Raw genomic sequence first — 16,423 nt, 5'->3', positions numbered from 1 at the left:
CTGTCAGCTCGGGAGTAGCCAAGCCGCGCGCGTCGGCACCGGAACCCACTCCGCCACCCACAGTGGACCGTCGCCGCACTCCACCCGAACTCCGTCGCCAGGTGTCGTGCGGGACTTCAGCACAGATACCCACTGGCCGTTGACCATGGCGAGCGGACCGGGGACCGGGAACAGTCCGAAGCGGAAGGCGCGGACGAGATTGTGGATGTCGTGCCGCTTCGCCGACCAGTCGATCATCGAGTGCTGCGGGCCGAACAGACCTTCGTAGCTGGCGCGATCGTCGGACTGGGCCGTCCCGGCGAAGCCACTGTCGGCCAGTTCCAGCGCCTCAGCGAGTAGTTCGCGCGAGAGCGCCTGGACCTTGGCGAAGACGCGATCGCCGTCCAGGTCGTCCGGCAGTTCTACGCCGCCGCGTTGGACGAGGATGCGGCCGGTGTCGAAGGACTCGTCCATCCAGTGGACCGTCACCCCCGTCTCCGGATCTCCGTGGCGTACCGCCCAGTGGATCGGCATCGGCCCACGATGGCGGGGCAGCAACGAGGGGTGGACGTTCAGCACGCCGAGGCGTGGGATCCGCAGCACCTGGGCCGGGAGCTTCCAAGGGAACCCGTTGCACACCACCAGGTCCGGTTGACAGCCGGCGAGTGCACGGGCTAGGCCGGCGGGGCTGCGCGGTAGCAACAGGTCAGGGCCCGGCGGCAGCTGAGCCAGGATGTTGCCGACGGCGGTCCCCGCCACGGATGCGCTCCGCTGGTCCGGCTGGCGCGGGGGCGCGAACACGTAGGCGATCGGCTCGTGCCCCGCCGCGATGCACGGGCCGTGCAGGTCGGCGAACCCCTCAGCGCCGTAGGACAACAGAACGATCCGCAAGCGCTCCGGCACCGCGCCTCCCCATGGGCTGACTGAGGGCCGAGCCTAGCCTGACGGGACGTCAGCTGCGGTCGGCGACGGCCGTCCCCATCCGGCGCGCCAGGTAGCGGTGGATCTCGGTGGCATGCCGGTCGTAGATCTCACCGAAGCGCTCGGGCACGGTCGCCGACTCGCCGATGATCTCTGCATCGGTGGCCAACTGGCCTGTTGTCAGGGCTATGTAGGCGTCCATCAACAGACGCTGGGCCGATGGCTCGTCGGCTGGTCCCCGTGCATCATGCATGTCAACTCCGTCTATCGGCGGGCGTGGCCCGTGGTTGGACTCCTTATTGCCAGCCCGCCGGGGTCGGCTTCGGTGGTGATCGGCGGAAAACCGGGCCGGAAACGCGAACGGGCCGGACCCCTTGGAAGGGGCCCGGCCCGGTGGGCGGGTGCTACTGACCGATGATCAGACGTGGTACAGCTGGGTCATCTCGGTGATCTGCTTGTTGGAGTTGATCACCACGTCGTAGAAGTTGCCCATGCACTCCTCGCCCTTGGGGGTCGGGAACTTGTCGGGCTGGCCGCAGGACTGGACGTGGCGCAGGGCGGTGTCCCAGGGGACGAGCTTGAGGCCGCCGTCGTCGTAGATGATCTTCGTCTTGGCGGTCTGCGAGAAGGTGTACTCGACCGCCTGCGTGGTCGGGTCCCACTGCGGCCCGTCCGGGAGGTTGGGGTCGCAGTCGGCCTTGGCGATGTAGGCCTCGACGTGGTTCATGGCGCCGTTGACGTTGTCGACGCGGATCGCGGTGTGCCCGGGGGCGAGGGTCGGGCAGTCGGAGGGCTTGGCGCTACCGGACGCAACGGGCTTGGCGGGCTTGCCGGTGGCCGGGGCGGATGCGGGAGCGGAAGCGGCGGCGGACGGTGCGGTGGACGACGCCCCGTTGCTGGAGGTGTCGTCCGGACCGCAGGCGGTCAGCGTGAGTGCGGTGGCAGCGAGCAGGGCCGCGGCGGCGGCGTGACGGGCTGAAATGGTGTTCCCCCATGAACGGAAAAGTGTGTGCGCCGGACCCTGACGGCCGGCCAACTACCGTACGCACGCCTCGTACTGGTGTGCGGTCGGCGTGGCACGAGGGAGAACTGTACCGGCTCGGCCGACGGAGTTGATGTTGGTCGACTCGGCGTGGCGCATGTGATCCGGCTGACGTCCGGTCAGTCGACCGGCGGCCAGGCCCGCATCGCCGCCGCGGCCACCGCCTCCAGCTCCTCGCGCCCCGCGCCGTCCCGGGCCTGCTGGGACATGCCCTGCAGCACCGCGCCCGTGAAGCGGGCGAGGGTGGCGGGGTCGGTCTGCGGCGGCTCTTCGCCGCGGGCCACCGCCGCCGCGATCCGCTGCTCGAAGTCGGCGATGTTGGCGTTGCGGATGGCGCGCAGGGCATCGCGCACCTGGGGGTCGGCGCAGTTGGCCGCGGCGCTGATGATCATGCAGCCGCGCGGGTGCTCGGGTGCGGTGTACTCGCGGGCGGCGTCGAGGAGCAGGCGGGCCACGCCGGCGCGCACGGTGGGTTCCTCGTCCATGGCCCGCAGGCCGTAGTGCTCGCCGTAGCGGGCCACCACCTTGTCGAAGAGTCCGCGCTTGTCGCCGAAGGCCGCGTAGAGGCTCGGCGGTCGGATGCCCATGGCCTCGGTGAGGTCGGCGATCGAGGTGGCCTCGTAGCCGCGCTCCCAGAACAGCTCGGTGGCGGTGGCCAGGGCGGCCTCGCGGTCGAAGGAGCGGGGGCGCCCGCGGGTTCCGGTCATGGAGCTAATTTTATATCGACCGCTACAGATCCCGTGCTACGGTTCTTTCCATAGTGATCGCTACAGAAAGGCGACGGCCATGGATCGACTCACTGGCAAGACCGCTCTCGTCACCGGCGGCAGCCGCGGCATCGGCAAGGGGATCGCGCTGCGGCTGGCGCGCGAGGGGGCGCTGACCGCCGTGCACTACGGCAGCAACGGGCAGGCGGCCAAGGAGACGGTGGCCGAGATCGAGGCGGCCGGCGGGCAGGCCTTCGCGGTCGGGGCCGAGCTGGGCGTGCCGGGCGACGCCGCCGCGCTCTGGGCGGCCTTCGACGCGGCCCTGGCCGAGCGGGGCGCCGCGCCCGGCGTGGACATCCTGGTGAACAACGCCGGGATCGGCCTGCTCTCCCAGGTGCACGAGGTGACCGAGGCGGACTACGACCAGGTCTTCGCGGTGAACGTCAAGGCGCCGTTCTTCATCGTGCAGCAGGGCCTGGACCGGCTGCGGGACGGTGGCCGGGTGATCAACGTCTCGTCCGGTGTGGCCCGGATCGCCCTGACCGCGACGATCGCCTACTCGATGACCAAGGGTGCCCTGAACGTCTTCACCCACACCCTGGCCCAGCAGCTCGGCGGGCGCGGGATCACGGTCAACGCGGTGGCCCCGGGCATCGTGGCGACCGACATGAACCCGCAGCTGGACGACCCGGCGCAGCGCGCGGAGTGGGGCAGCATGTCGGTCTTCAACCGGGTCGGCGAGCCTGCCGACATCGCGGACGCGGTGGCGTTCCTGGCCTCCGAGGACGGTCGCTGGGTGACCGGCCAGGTGCTGGACGCCACCGGGGGCTCGCATCTGGGTGTCTGAGTCGGCCGGGTACCCTCGGGAAGCGTGGATCCCAAGACTCGTACCCGCATCGTCTCCGGCGCCCTGGGGCTGATCCTGGTGGCCGTGCTGATCGCTGCCGTCCTCGGGAAGTAGCTCCCAGGCACGTCGAAGGGCCGCCCCGGTCACCCGGTGGCGGCCCTTCGGCTAGCCGCGGACGGCCCTCAGCCGCGGACAGCCCTCAGAGCTGCTCGACCACGTAGTCGATGCAGGCCGTCAGTGCCTGCACGTCGGCCGGGTCGACGGCCGGGAACATCGCGATCCGCAGCTGGTTGCGGCCGAGCTTGCGGTACGGCTCGGTGTCCACGATGGCGTTGGCCCGCAGCGCCTTGGCGACCGCGGCGGCGTCGACGGAGTCGTCGAAGTCGATGGTGCCGACCACCTGCGAGCGCATCGCCGGGTCGGCGACGAACGGGTTGGCGAACGAGGACTTCTCGGCCCAGCCGTAGAGGTGGCCCGACGATTCAGCCGTACGGGCGACGGCCCACTCCAGCCCGCCGTTGCCGTTCAGCCACTCCAGCTGGTCGGCCAGCAGGAACAGGGTGGCGATCGACGGGGTGTTGTAGGTCTGGTCCTTCGAGGAGTTGTCGATCGCGGTCGGCAGGTCGAAGAACGGCGGGACGTAGCGGCCGGAGGCGGCGATCTCGTTGGCCCGCTCCAGCGCGGCCGGCGAGAAGGAGGCCAGCCAGAGCCCGCCCTCGGAGGCGAAGGACTTCTGCGGGGCGAAGTAGTAGACGTCCGTCTCGGTGATGTCCACCGGCAGGCCGCCGGCGCCCGAGGTGGCGTCCACCAGCACCAGCGAGCCGTCGCCGGCGGTGCCCGCGGGGCGGCGCAGCGGCATCGCCACGCCGGTGGAGGTCTCGTTGTGGGTGAGCGCGTAGACGTCCACGCCGTCCTCGGCGACCGGCAGCGGGTGGCTGCCCACCTCGCTCTTGATCACGGTCGGCTCGTCCAGCCACGGCACGGCCTTGACCGAGGAGGCGAACTTGGACGAGAACTCGCCGAAGCTCAGGTGCTGCGACTTCTGGCGCACCAGGCCGAGGGCGGCGATGTCCCAGAAGGCGGTGGAGCCGCCGTTGCCGAGCACCACCTGGTAGCCCTCGGGCAGGGAGAAGAGGCCGGCGACGCCCTCGCGCACGCGCTTCACGATGTTCTTTACCGGAGCCTGGCGGTGCGAGGTGCCGAGCAGCGAGGTACCGGTGGCGGCGAGGGCACTGAGGGCCTCGGGGCGCACCTTGGACGGGCCGCAGCCGAAACGGCCGTCGGCGGGCTTGAGGTCAGCGGGGATCTGAATCTGGGCCACGGGCGCAGCCTACTGCTCCGTATCGCCCTGGTCCGCCCCCTGTCCGGCCGCTGAGATGGGATCTTCAGCGACCGGGCGGGGATGTGGACCTGTCGGATCGTCAGCGAACGATCGGATCACCGGATCACCGGATCACCGGATCACCAGATCACTGGATCACCGGATCGGATGCGGATCCGATCAGTGCGCGATCGAGTCGTAGCCCTCGACATCGCGCGGGCTGCGCGGGCCGGGGCCGATGTAGCGGGCGGACGGGCGGACCAGGCGGCCGGTGCGCTTCTGCTCCAGGATGTGCGCCGACCAGCCGGCCGTGCGGGCGCAGGTGAACATCGAGGTGAACATGTGCGCCGGCACCTCGGCGAAGTCCAGCATGATGGCGGCCCAGAACTCCACGTTGGTGGCCAGCACCCGGTCGGGGCGGCGGCTGTGCAGCTCCTCCAGGGCGGCCTTCTCCAGCGCCTCGGCGACCTCGAAGCGCGGCGCGCCGAGCTCCTTGGCGGTGCGGCGCAGCACGCGGGCGCGCGGGTCCTCGGCGCGGTAGACGCGGTGGCCGAAGCCCATCAGGCGCTCGCCCTTGTCCAGGGTCTTCCTGACGTAGGCGGCGGCGTCGCCGGTGCGCTCGATCTCCTCGATCATGTGCAGCACCCGGGACGGGGCACCGCCGTGCAGCGGGCCGGACATCGCGCCGACCGCGCCGGAGAGGGCGGCGGCCACGTCGGCACCGGTGGAGGCGATCACCCGGGCGGTGAAGGTGGAGGCGTTCATGCCGTGCTCGGCGGCGGAGGTCCAGTAGGCGTCGACGGCCTTGACGTGCTTGGGGTCCGGCTCCCCGCGCCAGCGGATCATGAACCGCTCGACGACGGTCTCGGCCTTGTCGATCTCGCGCTGCGGGACCATCGGCAGGCCCTGGCCGCGAGCCGACTGGGCGACGTAGGAGAGCGCCATGACGGCGGCCCGGGCGAGGTCGTCGCGGGCCTGGGCGGCGTCGATGTCCAGCAGCGGCTTCAGGCCCCAGACCGGGGCGAGCATGGCGAGTGCGGACTGCACGTCGACCCGGATGTCACCGGAGTGCACCGGGATCGGGAACGGCTCGGCGGCCGGCAGGCCGGGGTTGAACTTGCCGTCGACCAGCAGGCCCCAGACGTTGCCGAAGGAGACGCTGCCGACCAGCTCCTCGATGTCCACACCGCGGTAGCGGAGGGCACCGCCCTCGCGGTCCGGCTCGGCGATCTCGCTCTCGAAGGCGACGACTCCCTCAAGACCAGGTACGAAATCGGACATCACGCGGCTCCTCAGTGACGTGAGGGCCGGTCCGCCGCTGGTGGGGCGACCGGCCGGTGACCGTTGGGTGTTTGGCACTCGGTGCCAGAGTGACAGGCACTGGGTGCATTGCGCCATACACCACGGCGGTGATGTTTCCCGAAGGAAGCTCGACCTTATGCACGCACCCGGTGAAGACCGGGGGACTTTCCGGTGGAAACCGGCCACTGCCGGACAAATGCCCGGCCCGCTGCTGGTCAAGCGGTGGCGAGCCACCATATCTCTTGATGTCGAGATTCCATAGGCGGGGCGTCGTGCGCCGCTTGTCGTACGGGATGATGTTGGCGTGCAGACCCCGGACCGCGCCCAGCCCGCGCCGCAGAACTCCGCCCCCGATCTCGCCCGGATGCGCCGTCACTATGCCGAGGAGGGGCTGTCCGAAACGGATCTGTCCCCCGACCCGGTCGCCCAGTTCAGCAGATGGTTCGCCCAGGCCGAGCGGGCCGGTGTGCTGGAGCCCAACGCCATGGTGCTCTCCACCGCCGACGCCGACGGCCGACCCAGCTCACGGACCGTGCTGCTCAAGGGATTCGACGAGCGAGGCTTCGTCTTCTTCACCAACTACGGTTCCCGCAAGGGTGCCGAACTGTCCGTCAACCCGCAGGCGTCGCTGCTGTTCCCGTGGTATCCGCTGGAGCGCCAGGTGATCGTGATCGGCCGGGTGGAGCGCACCGGGCGGGACGAGACCGCCGCCTACTTCCGGACTCGCCCGCACGGCTCCCAACTCGGCGCCTGGGCAAGCGAACAGTCCAGCCCGGTGGCCTCCCGCGAGGTGCTGGAGCAGCGGTTCGCCGAATTGGAGGCCCGCTATCCGGAGGGCGAGGGGGTGCCGGTGCCGCCGTTCTGGGGCGGCTACCGGGTGATCCCGCAGAGCGTGGAGTTCTGGCAGGGGCGGCCCAACCGGCTGCACGACCGGCTGCGCTACGTCGCCGCCGAGTCGGGCTGGACGGTCGAGCGGCTCTGCCCCTGACCGGCGTCGGACCCGGGGCCCCGAGCAGGCCCGGGCCGGGCGTCCCGGGCGTCCCGGGCAGGCCGGGTCCAGGCGCCCGGGCCTCGGGACCGACATGCTCCGATGCCGAGTCAGGTAGACGCGACGCGGACGACTTACGCGGATCGGAGTAGTCCGGTCGGATGGTATTCGGTGACCTCTTCGGGCCATCGGCTCGGCGTCGCCGCAGGTAGGCGCAGTTCGGGGGCGCCGGGCCGGACTACGGCACGTGCCGGTGTCCCCGCGGGCGGTGGACGGCGGCATGCTAGGGCGCTCTGAGCGGGCTACCTTTACCCACATCGGGTGCGGTTGAATCGCATCTCTCGCTGAGAAGGATCTGACGCTATGACCACTGTCCTGACTGTCGAGCCCGCCGAGCACACCGGCCCGCAGACCGACACCCGGATCCCGCTCGACCAACTCGCTGCCCTGGGGGTCGCGGAACTCACCGCGGCGCTGTACCGCGCCCTGCCCGGCGAGGAGTCCGGCCAGGTGGCGGTGGCGGCGTTCAACTCCTCCATCTGATCCGACCCGAAACGACAACTGACAGCGACGGATAGATAGTTCGGACTCCCGTGCTGGTTCCGTTCTCGCAAGTGGTGCTGAAGGTCCACAGTCGCTGCGACCTGGCCTGCGACCACTGCTACGTCTACGAGCACGCCGACACCAGCTGGCGCGGCCGCCCCAGGGCGATCGGCGAGGCGGTGGTCGACCAGGCGGCGCACCGGATCGCCGAGCACGCCCTGGCCCACCGGCTCCCCGCGGTGCACGTCGTGCTGCACGGCGGGGAGCCGCTGCTGGCCGGCCCGGTGCTGCTGCGCCGGGCTGCCGAGCAGCTGCGCGCCCGGCTGCCCGCCGACTGCGCTCTGGACCTGCGGATCCACACCAACGGGGTCCGGCTCAACGAGGAATTCTGTGAGCTCTTCAGCGAGTTGGGGATCAAGGTCGGCATCTCGCTGGACGGCGACCGGGCCGCCAACGACCGGCACCGGCGGTTCGCCGACGGCCGCAGCAGCCACCCCCAGGTGCTGGCCGCCGTCGAGCTGCTCCGCACCCCGCGCTACCGCGATCTCTACGCGGGCCTGCTCTGCACCATCGACATCGAGAACGACCCGGTCGCGGTGCTGGACGCCCTGCTGGAGCTGGCCCCCCCGAAGATCGACTTCCTGCTCCCGCACGCCACCTGGGACGCCCCGCCGCCCCGGCACGGCCGCCGGACCCCCTATGCGGAATGGCTGCTGACGATCCATCAGCACTGGCTGCGGCTCGGCCGCCCGGTCCCGGTGCGCACCTTCGACTCGATCGTCCGCACCCTGGGCGGCCGCTCCAGCCTGACCGAGTCGCTCGGCCTCGACCCGGCCGACCTGGTGGTGATCGAGACCGATGGCACCTTCGAGCAGGCGGACAGTCTGAAAACGGCATATGACGGTGCACCCGCGACCGGATTCGACATCTTCGCGAACAGCCTCGACGAGGTCGCCCGGCACCCTGGCATGATGGCCCGTCAGTCCGGGCTCGCCGGGCTCAGCGCGCAGTGCCGGGCCTGCCCGGTGGTGCGCAGCTGCGGCGGCGGGCTCTACGCGCACCGCTGGCGCACCGGCGCCGGCTTCGACAACCCGTCCGTCTTCTGCGGAGACCTCATGCGGCTGATCACCACCATCCGGGACCGGGTGGCCCCCGTGCAGCCGGCGGCCGCCGGCACGGGCGCCGGACTGACCGAGGACCAACTGGACCAGCTGGCCGGCGGCTACGGGGACGGGGCGACGGTGCGCGCCCTGGCCGCCGGCCAACTCGACCTGACCAGGCGGCTGCTGGCCGCCGTCGGCCCGGCGGCCGGCCCGGCCTGGGAGCTGCTCACCGAACTGGACACCGAGGCCCCGCTGGCGGTGGACGCGGTGCTCACCCACCCGTATGTGCGGGCCTGGGCGGTGCGCTGCCTGAGCGACGGGACGGGCGAGGCGGACCTCGGTCCGCTGGCCGAGATCGCCGCCGCTGCCGCGCTGCGCGCCGGCCGGAGCACCGAGGTGGCCGTGCCGGTGCGCGGGGGAGCGGTGCAACTGCCCACGCTGGGGCGGCTGCTGGTCGGTGGCAGCGGCACCGCGGTGCTGCGCGGGGGCGCCGCCGCGTTCACCGTGCGGGCGCCCGGCGGCGCCGAGTTCCGGGTGGCGCACGACCAGCCGGCCGGCGAGCGCTGGCTGCCGGTGCGCCGGGTGGAGCTGCCGGCGGGCTGGACGGTGGCGCTGGAGGACCTGGACCCGTACCGGGACAGCCACCAGTGGCCGGCCGAGCAGCGGCTCACCGCGGCGGCGCTCGCCGACTGGACCGGATCACTGCGCGAGGCCTGGGAGTTGACCCAGCGCGACCTGCCGCAGTACGCGGCCGGGATCGCGGCCGGGCTGAACACCATCACCCCGCTGCGCCCGGGCCCGAGCGGCCGGGACGTCAGTGCGGCCGCCCGGCAGGCCTTCGGGGCGGTCGGCATCGCCCGCCCGGCCACCGCGCCGATCCTGGCGCTGCTGCTCGCCCATGAGTTCCAGCACGTCAAGCTGGGCGCGGTGCTGGACTTCCACGACCTGTTCGACCGCGCCGACCAGCGGCTCTTCGACGCGCCCTGGCGGGCGGACAAGCGGCCGCTGGAGGGGCTCTTCCAGGGCACCTACGCCCATCTGGCGGTCACCGAGTTCTGGGCCACCCGGGTGCGGGCCTACGACGGGCTGCGCGGGGAGGCCGCCGACCACGCCCGCGAGCAGCTGGCGTGCTGGCGCGGGCACACCGACCGGGCGATCGACACCCTGCTGGGCTGCGGCGCGCTGACCCCGCTGGGCGAGCGGTTCGGGCGCGGCATGCGGGCCTCGCTGGACCGCTGGGGCTCCGTGCGGGCCGAGGCCGCGCCGCTGCCGGCACCGGCCGCCAAGCCCGCCGAGCTGCCCGCCTGATGTCCCCGGTGATCCGGCTGACCGCCGAGCTGCGCGCGCTCGGCGTCGGCCCCGACACCGGCGTGCTGCTGGTGCACGCCGCGCTGCGCTCGCTGGACGCCCCGGCGCGGGACTCGGCCGCGGTGCTGGCCGCGCTGCGGGCCGCCCTCGGGCCGGCCGGCACCGTGGTCGGCTACACCGCGACCCCGGAGAACTCGCTCACCTCCCGGCTGCACACCCGTGCCACCGCCGCCCTCACCCCCGCCGAGCTGGTCGCCTACCGCGCCGCGATGCCCGCCTTCGACCCGCTGACCACCCCCAGCTCACCGACGGTCGGCCGGCTCTCCGAGGAGTTGCGCCGCACCCCGGGCGCGCTGCGCAGCGGCCACCCGCAGACCTCGTTCGCCGCGCTGGGCCCCCGAGCCGCCGAACTGACGTGCGACCACCAGCTCTCCAGCCACCTGGGCGACCGCTCCCCGGTGGGCGCGCTCTACCGGGCCGAGGCGCGGGTACTGATGCTGGGCGCCCCCCTCACCACCTGCACCGTGCTGCACCTGGCCGAGTACCGGCTGCCGGATCCGCCGCGCAAGCGCTACAGCGCCCGGGTGGCCGGGCGGGGCTGGGTGCACTTCGACGGCGTCGACGTCGACGACCTGCACTTCGCCCGGATGCTGTCCGTGATCTGGCCCGCGCTGGGGGCACGCACCGGCCGGGTCGGCGGCGCCCCCGCGGTGCTGCTGCCGGTCCGCGCGGCGGTGGACGCCGCCACCGGGTGGCTGCGCGCCGAGCCGACACGCCGTGCGGTGCCCCAGGCGAGGGGTGAGATCCGGGCAAACTCCTGACAGTTGACCATGCTCTGACGCATGATCAGTGGCAGTAGGGCAGGCTCGGCGCTATTCCCTCCAGGAAGCCGTCCTTCCTACACTGAAGGTCCCCCTGCGGGGGAGGAGCGGTCGGCGCCCGGGGGAGGCTGAGTGAACGACGCTGAAGGCGTGCGGCAGGCCTCGGCGAAGCCGCACTTCTTCCTCTCCTACGCACACATGCCGACAGTCGGCTCCCGCAATCCCAATCTGCGGGTCAGCCAGTTCTACGAGGACCTCTGTGAGGCGGTGCTGCAGTTGACCCCCCTGCCCACCGCCGACCCGGTCGGGTTCATGGACGAGACCATGCACCAGGGCGACAACTGGGCGGCCAAGATCTCCGAGGCACTGGCCACCTGCCGGGTCTTCGTGCCGCTCTACCACCCGCGGCTGTTCCGCTCCACGCCGTGCGGGCAGGAGTGGTACACCTTCGCCCAGCGGGCCGCCAAAGCCCCGGGCGGACCGGCCCACAACACCGCGGTCGTGCCGGTGCTGTGGGTCGGCATGCGCGAGGGCGCACTGCCCCGGGTGGCGTCCGAGGTGCAGTACAACCACTCCAGCATGCCGCTCGCCTACACCGAGGACGGGCTCTACGCACTGATGGCCCAGCGGCACCACCAGGGGCTCTACGAGCAGGTGGTCTACAAGATCGCCCGCCGGATCGTCGACGTGGCGCTGGAGACCGTGGTCCCGGTGGTCGAGCCGGTCGACTTCACCACCAACCCCTCGGCCTTCCCCAGCCACTCGCCGGCCGACGAACTCACCATCGCCGTCCTGTCGTTCAAGGACAGCGAGGTGCCCGAGCACCGCGACGCCGGCTGGTACGGCGCGCTGCGCACCGACTGGCAGCCGTACGTCCGCGGCGGTGACACCACGCTCGCCGACAAGGCCGCCCAGCTGGCCCGGCAGTGCGACCTCAACCCGACCGTGCACGAATTCGACGCCCGCGTCGACCACTTGATGGAGCTGGAGCAGCCCACCGGCCCCGGCGTGCTGCTGCTGGACCGCTGGGTGCTGCAGGATCCGGCCCGAGCCGCCCTGGTGGCCGAGTTCGCCCGGCGCAACCCGGCCTGGGTGACCGTGGTCGAGCCGTGGAACCGGGACGATCCGCAGTGCGCCGCCGAGACCGCCAACCTGGCCGCGCTCAGCGACCGGGTGCTGCGCCGCCGCACCGGCAGCGCCCGCCCGTCGTTCCGCCCGGTGGCCGGCGACCACCTCGACCCGGAGGGGGTGCCCACCGCCCGGGACTTCGGGCTGGCCTTCCAGCACGCGGCGATCAGGGCGCAGAAGGCGTTCAAGGAGCGCGCGCTGCCCCGGCCGCCCGGTGGCGGCGAGCCCCGGCCCCGGCTGCTCGGCGCGTTCGGCGATCTACCGCCCGCGGGTCCGCGGGGCGGCCGGCCCGGCACAGCACGACCGTTCGACAACGAGGATGACGAGAGCGACCGAGGGGGAGACAACGATGCCTGACACGTCCGACAAGGACCGGACGCGCAACCTGCGACTGGGCAGGCGCGCCTCCGCCCCGGAGCAGGTCCAGCCGCCGGAGGAGGAGCGGCAGGGCCGGATCATCACCTTCTACTCCTACAAGGGCGGCACCGGGCGCACCATGGCGCTGGCCAACACCGCCTGGATCCTGGCGGCCAACGGCCACCGGGTGCTGACCGTGGACTGGGACTTGGAGGCGCCCGGCCTGGCCAAGTTCTTCCACCCGTTCCTGGACGCGGCCGAACTCGCCGAGGCGCCGGGCGTGATGACGCTGATCAACGACTACCGCGAGGAGGCGCTGCGGGAGACCGAACTGCACGCCGACGCGCTCCTGGAGCCCGAGCGCTACCAGGAGGAGCTGCGCGGGATCGGCCACCACCGCGGCTGGCACCTGGACTTCGCCAAGGTGGCCGGGCACACCGTCTCGCTCTCCTGGAGCGGCTTCCCGCCCGGCGGCGGCATCGACTTCCTGGCCGCGGGCCGGCAGGACCGCGACTACTCCGGCACCCTGGGCAGCCTGGACTGGGACCTGTTCTACGAGCGGTTCGACGGCGGGCAGTTCTTCGACGCGCTCCGCGCCGACATGCGCAAGCGGTACGACTACGTGCTGATCGACAGCCGCACCGGCCTGTCCGACACCGCCGAGATCTGCACCGTGCAGATGCCGGACGACCTGGTGGTCTGCTTCACCCTCAGCGACCAGAGCATCGACGGCGCCTCCCGGATCGCCCAGCACATCGCCGACCGCTACCGCGAGCGGCAGATCCGGATCCTGCCGGTGCCGATGCGGATCGACGACTTCGAGAAGGAGAAGGCCGACGCCGGCCGGGCGCTGGCCCGGATCCGCTTCGACGGGCTGCCGTCCGGCCTGTCCGGCGAGGAACTGGTGCACTACTGGGGCTCGGTGGAGATCCCGTACCGGCCGTTCTACGCCTACGAGGAGATCCTCGCCACCTTCGGCGACCAGCCCGGCACCCCGACCAGCATGCTCTCCGCCTGCGAGCGCCTCGCCGACGCGATCACCGGCGGCGAGGTCAGCTCGCTGCCGCCGATGGACGAGGAACTGCGGCTGCGCTACGTGGAGGCGTTCACCCGCCGCCGCCCCACCGTGCCCGCCGACATCTACCTCAGCTACGTGCCCGAGGACCGGATGTGGGCCGACTGGATCGAGTACGTGCTCGGCCTGGCCGGCTTCCGGGTGCTGCCCCGGGACATCAGCGCCGGCGCCGACCCCCGGGTGGAGACCGAGCGCTCGGTGGACGCCGCCTTCCGCACCGTCGCCGTGCTCTCGCCCGCCTACCTGCGCTCCCCGCAGGCCCGGGCGCTGTGGGAGTCGGTGGCCGGCTCCGACCCGTCCGGCACCCGGCGCCAGCTGATCCCGGTCCGGGTCGGCTCCACCCCGCTGGTCGCGCCGTTCAGCACCCGCAATCCGGTCGACCTGGTCAACCTCAAGGAGCCGCAGGCACTGGCCGCGCTGATCAAGGCGCTGGGCAAGGAGGAGGTGCCGACGGTCGACGGCGCCGCCGGCCCGCGGTTCCCCGGCACCCAGCCGGAGATCTGGAACGTGCCGCCGCGCAACACCTACTTCACCGGCCGCGCCGAGGTGCTGGAGCGGCTGCGCAACCAGCTCGGCGGCGGCACCACCGCGGTGCTGCCGGTGCCGCAGACCCTCTACGGCCTCGGTGGCGTCGGCAAGACCCAGGTGGCGCTGGAGTACGCCCACCGGTTCATGGCCGACTACGACCTGGTGTGGTGGATCTCGGCCGAGCAGGAGGAGGAGATCCAGGGCCAACTGGCCGAGCTGGCCCGCCGGATGGGCCGCTCCACCAACGAGCCGGTGGCGCACGCGGCGGAGATCGCGCTGGAGGCGCTGCGCCGCGGCGAGCGGGCCAAGCGCTGGCTGCTGATCTTCGACAACGCCGACGAGCCGACCGAGGTGCGCCAGTTCTTCCCCGGCGGCCCGGGCCACGTGCTGGTCACCTCGCGCAACCAGGCCTGGTCCACCGCGGCCGAGGCGCTCACCATGGACGTCTTCACCCGCCCGGAGAGCATCGACCACCTGACCAGGCGCACCGGCGGCGCGCTCGCCCAGCAGGACGCCAACGCGGTGGCCGAGGCGGTCGGCGACCTGCCGCTGGCCGTCGAGGTCGCCGGCGCCTGGCTGAAGGCGACCGGCACCCCGGTCACCGAGTACATCTCGGCCCTGCGCACCGAGGCCGCCCGGGTGCTGGAGCTGGGCCGCCCGGTCGACTACCCGATGACGGTCGGCGCCACCTGGCGGGTCTCCATCGCCCGGCTGCGCCGGCAGTCCCCGGCCGCCGCCCGGATGCTCCAGCTGTGCGCCTACTTCGCGCCCGAGCCGATCTCGATGAACCTCTTCTACAGCGACCAGATGATCCGGGCGCTGGTGCCGTTCGACCCCGGGCTGAGCGACAAGTTCCTGCTCGGCCGGGTGATCCAGGCGATCGGCCGGTACGCGCTGGCCAAGGTGGACCCCGCGGCCAACAGCATCCAGGTGCACCGGCTGGTCCAGGAGGTGATCCGCTCCGAGATGACGCCGGAGGAGCAGAACGACACCATCCACGAGGTGCACCGGATCCTGATCGGCGCCCGCCCGGTGGTCGGCGACACCGACGACCCGGCCAACTGGCCGTCGTTCGAGGAGATCTGGCCGCATCTGTCGCCGTCCCGGGCGCACGACTGCGACGAGTCGGACACCCGCCAGCTGATGATCGACCGGGTCCGCTACCTGTGGAAGCGCGGCGAGTTCGGCCAGGCCCGCCGCACCGGCCACCTGCTGGACGAGGCCTGGACCGCCAAGCTCGGCGAGGACGACCGGCAGACCCTGCTGCTGCGCTTCCAGCTCGCCAATGTGATGCGCTCCCAGGGCCAGTACGCCGCCGCCATGGAGCTGGACGAGGACACCCTGGAGCGGCAGCGCCGGGTGCTCGGCGAGCACCATCCGTACACCCTGATGACGGCCGGCTCGCTGAGCGCCGACCGCCGGGCGCTGGGCGAGTTCGCCAAGGCGCTGGAGCTGGACAAGGAGATCCTGGAGCGGTTCCGCGAGCAGTTCGGCGAGGACAACCCGCGCACCCTGTCGATCGCCAACAACCTGGCCATCGACCACCGCCTGGTCGGGGACAGCGCCGCCGCCCTGGAGCTGGACCAGGACACCCTGGACCGGCGCGCCCTGGTGCTCGGCCCCAAGCACCCCTACACCCTCTCCAGCAAGTCCAACCTCGCCCGCGACCTGCGCGAACAGGGCGACTACGAGGCCTCGGTGGCGGTCCACCAGGAGGTCGACGAGGCCTACGCCGAAACCCTCGACATCGACGTGCCGGAGATCCTGCGCAACGCCAAGGCGCTGGCCGTGGCGCTGCGCAAGTCCGGCCGGCAGGCGGAGGCCCGCCGGCTCACCAAGGAGACCTACGAGCGCTACCTGGAGCGCTACGGCGAGAACGCCCCCGACACCCTGGCCTGCGCGCTCAACCTGGCCGCCGACTACAGCGCCGGCGGCGACAAGGACGCGGCCCGCGACCTGGCCCGCCAGGTCTATGTCGGCCACCAGCAACTCTTCGGCCAGGAGCACCCGTTCACCCTGGCCTGCGCCAACAACCTGGTGATCTACCTGCGCGGCAGCGGCGGCCTCGGCGAGGCGGCGGAGCTCGGCGAGGCCACCGTGGCGACGCTGTCCCGGGTGCTCGGCCCCCAGCACCCGTTCACCCTGAATGGCATGATCAACCTGGCCAACGCCTACGGCGACCTCGGCCGGCTCAGCGAGGCCGAGGAGTTGGAGCGGACCGCCTACCGGGGCCTGTGCGACCGCTACAGCGCCACCCACCCGGACGCGGTCTCCTGCCAGGCCAACATGGCGGTCACGCTGCGCTCGCAGGGCCGGATAAACCAGGCGTCCGAGCTGCGCTCCCGCGCGGTTGCCGAGTTCATCCGGCAACTCGGCGAGGAGCACCCCAACACCGTGTCGGCGCGCGGCTGGAAGCGGATCAACCGGGACCTGGAGCCGCAGCCGGTCTGATC

General features: G+C 72.1%; 13 protein-coding genes. 7 read left to right on the top strand and 6 right to left on the bottom strand.

The annotated features are described in order from the left end of the window. Positions 1-3: 3 nt before the first annotated feature. The 4 genes from P3T35_RS16435 to P3T35_RS16420 form a co-directional block, all read right to left on the bottom strand. On the bottom strand, positions 4-882 hold the full coding sequence (locus P3T35_RS16435; protein ID WP_280706450.1) for a formyltransferase family protein: 879 nt from the start codon (positions 880-882) through the stop codon (positions 4-6). Positions 883-931: 49 nt separating this feature from the next. Further along, positions 932-1,102, bottom strand: a complete 171-nt coding sequence (locus P3T35_RS16430; protein WP_180356550.1) for a hypothetical protein — start codon at positions 1,100-1,102, stop codon at positions 932-934. Positions 1,103-1,318: 216 nt separating this feature from the next. Continuing rightward, positions 1,319-1,936, bottom strand: a complete 618-nt coding sequence (locus P3T35_RS16425; protein ID WP_143676871.1) for a hypothetical protein — start codon at positions 1,934-1,936, stop codon at positions 1,319-1,321. A 125-nt stretch (positions 1,937-2,061) separates the two neighbouring features. Next, on the bottom strand, positions 2,062-2,649 hold the full coding sequence (locus tag P3T35_RS16420) for a TetR/AcrR family transcriptional regulator (protein ID WP_101381791.1): 588 nt from the start codon (positions 2,647-2,649) through the stop codon (positions 2,062-2,064). 79 nt (positions 2,650-2,728) lie between these two features. On the opposite strand from P3T35_RS16420, the gene P3T35_RS16415 reads away from it, so the two are divergent. Next, the gene (locus P3T35_RS16415; RefSeq protein ID WP_101381792.1) at positions 2,729-3,496 is read left to right on the top strand and encodes an SDR family oxidoreductase; all 768 of its coding nucleotides are present in this window, start codon (positions 2,729-2,731) and stop codon (positions 3,494-3,496) included. 199 nt (positions 3,497-3,695) lie between these two features. Here P3T35_RS16415 and serC read toward each other — a convergent pair whose 3' ends face one another. Together serC and P3T35_RS16405 are read right to left on the bottom strand one after the other, a co-directional pair. Next, positions 3,696-4,817: a phosphoserine transaminase gene (gene serC / locus P3T35_RS16410; protein ID WP_101381793.1), complete on the bottom strand. Its 1,122-nt coding sequence runs from the start codon at positions 4,815-4,817 to the stop codon at positions 3,696-3,698. A gap of 180 nt (positions 4,818-4,997) precedes the next feature. Then, positions 4,998-6,098 (bottom strand): citrate synthase 2, encoded by a 1,101-nt coding sequence (locus P3T35_RS16405; protein WP_101381794.1) that lies wholly within the window; start codon positions 6,096-6,098, stop codon positions 4,998-5,000. Between the two features lie 385 nt (positions 6,099-6,483). Between P3T35_RS16405 and pdxH the strand changes: the two genes are divergently transcribed. The 6 genes from pdxH (at position 6,484) to fxsT (ending at position 16,421) form a co-directional block, all read left to right on the top strand. Next, the gene (gene pdxH / locus P3T35_RS16400) at positions 6,484-7,107 is read left to right on the top strand and encodes a pyridoxamine 5'-phosphate oxidase (RefSeq protein WP_101385203.1); all 624 of its coding nucleotides are present in this window, start codon (positions 6,484-6,486) and stop codon (positions 7,105-7,107) included. A 363-nt stretch (positions 7,108-7,470) separates the two neighbouring features. Continuing rightward, entirely contained in the window at positions 7,471-7,650 is a 180-nt protein-coding gene (gene fxsA, locus P3T35_RS16395; RefSeq protein WP_101381795.1) for an FxSxx-COOH cyclophane-containing RiPP peptide, read from the top strand. Positions 7,651-7,700: 50 nt separating this feature from the next. Next, positions 7,701-10,061, top strand: a complete 2,361-nt coding sequence (locus P3T35_RS16390) for an FxsB family cyclophane-forming radical SAM/SPASM peptide maturase (RefSeq protein WP_218976703.1) — start codon at positions 7,701-7,703, stop codon at positions 10,059-10,061. Continuing rightward, entirely contained in the window at positions 10,061-10,882 is an 822-nt protein-coding gene (locus P3T35_RS16385; RefSeq protein WP_101381797.1) for an AAC(3) family N-acetyltransferase, read from the top strand. Before P3T35_RS16390 ends, P3T35_RS16385 begins: the two co-directional genes overlap by 1 nt. Positions 10,883-11,014: 132 nt before the next feature. Next, a complete protein-coding gene (locus tag P3T35_RS16380) occupies positions 11,015-12,367 on the top strand; it encodes a TIR-like protein FxsC (RefSeq protein WP_101381798.1) in 1,353 nt (450 codons plus the stop codon). 139 nt (positions 12,368-12,506) lie between these two features. Continuing rightward, complete coding sequence (fxsT, locus tag P3T35_RS16375) at positions 12,507-16,421, top strand: FxSxx-COOH system tetratricopeptide repeat protein (RefSeq protein ID WP_348533417.1); 3,915 nt, start codon at positions 12,507-12,509, stop codon at positions 16,419-16,421. The last annotated feature ends 2 nt before the right edge of the window (positions 16,422-16,423 follow it).

Source organism: Kitasatospora sp. GP30 (assembly GCF_029892145.1).
In the GTDB taxonomy this organism is placed as follows: Bacteria; Actinomycetota; Actinomycetes; order Streptomycetales; family Streptomycetaceae; genus Kitasatospora; species Kitasatospora acidiphila.
This window is presented reverse-complemented; position numbering and strand designations above follow the sequence as displayed.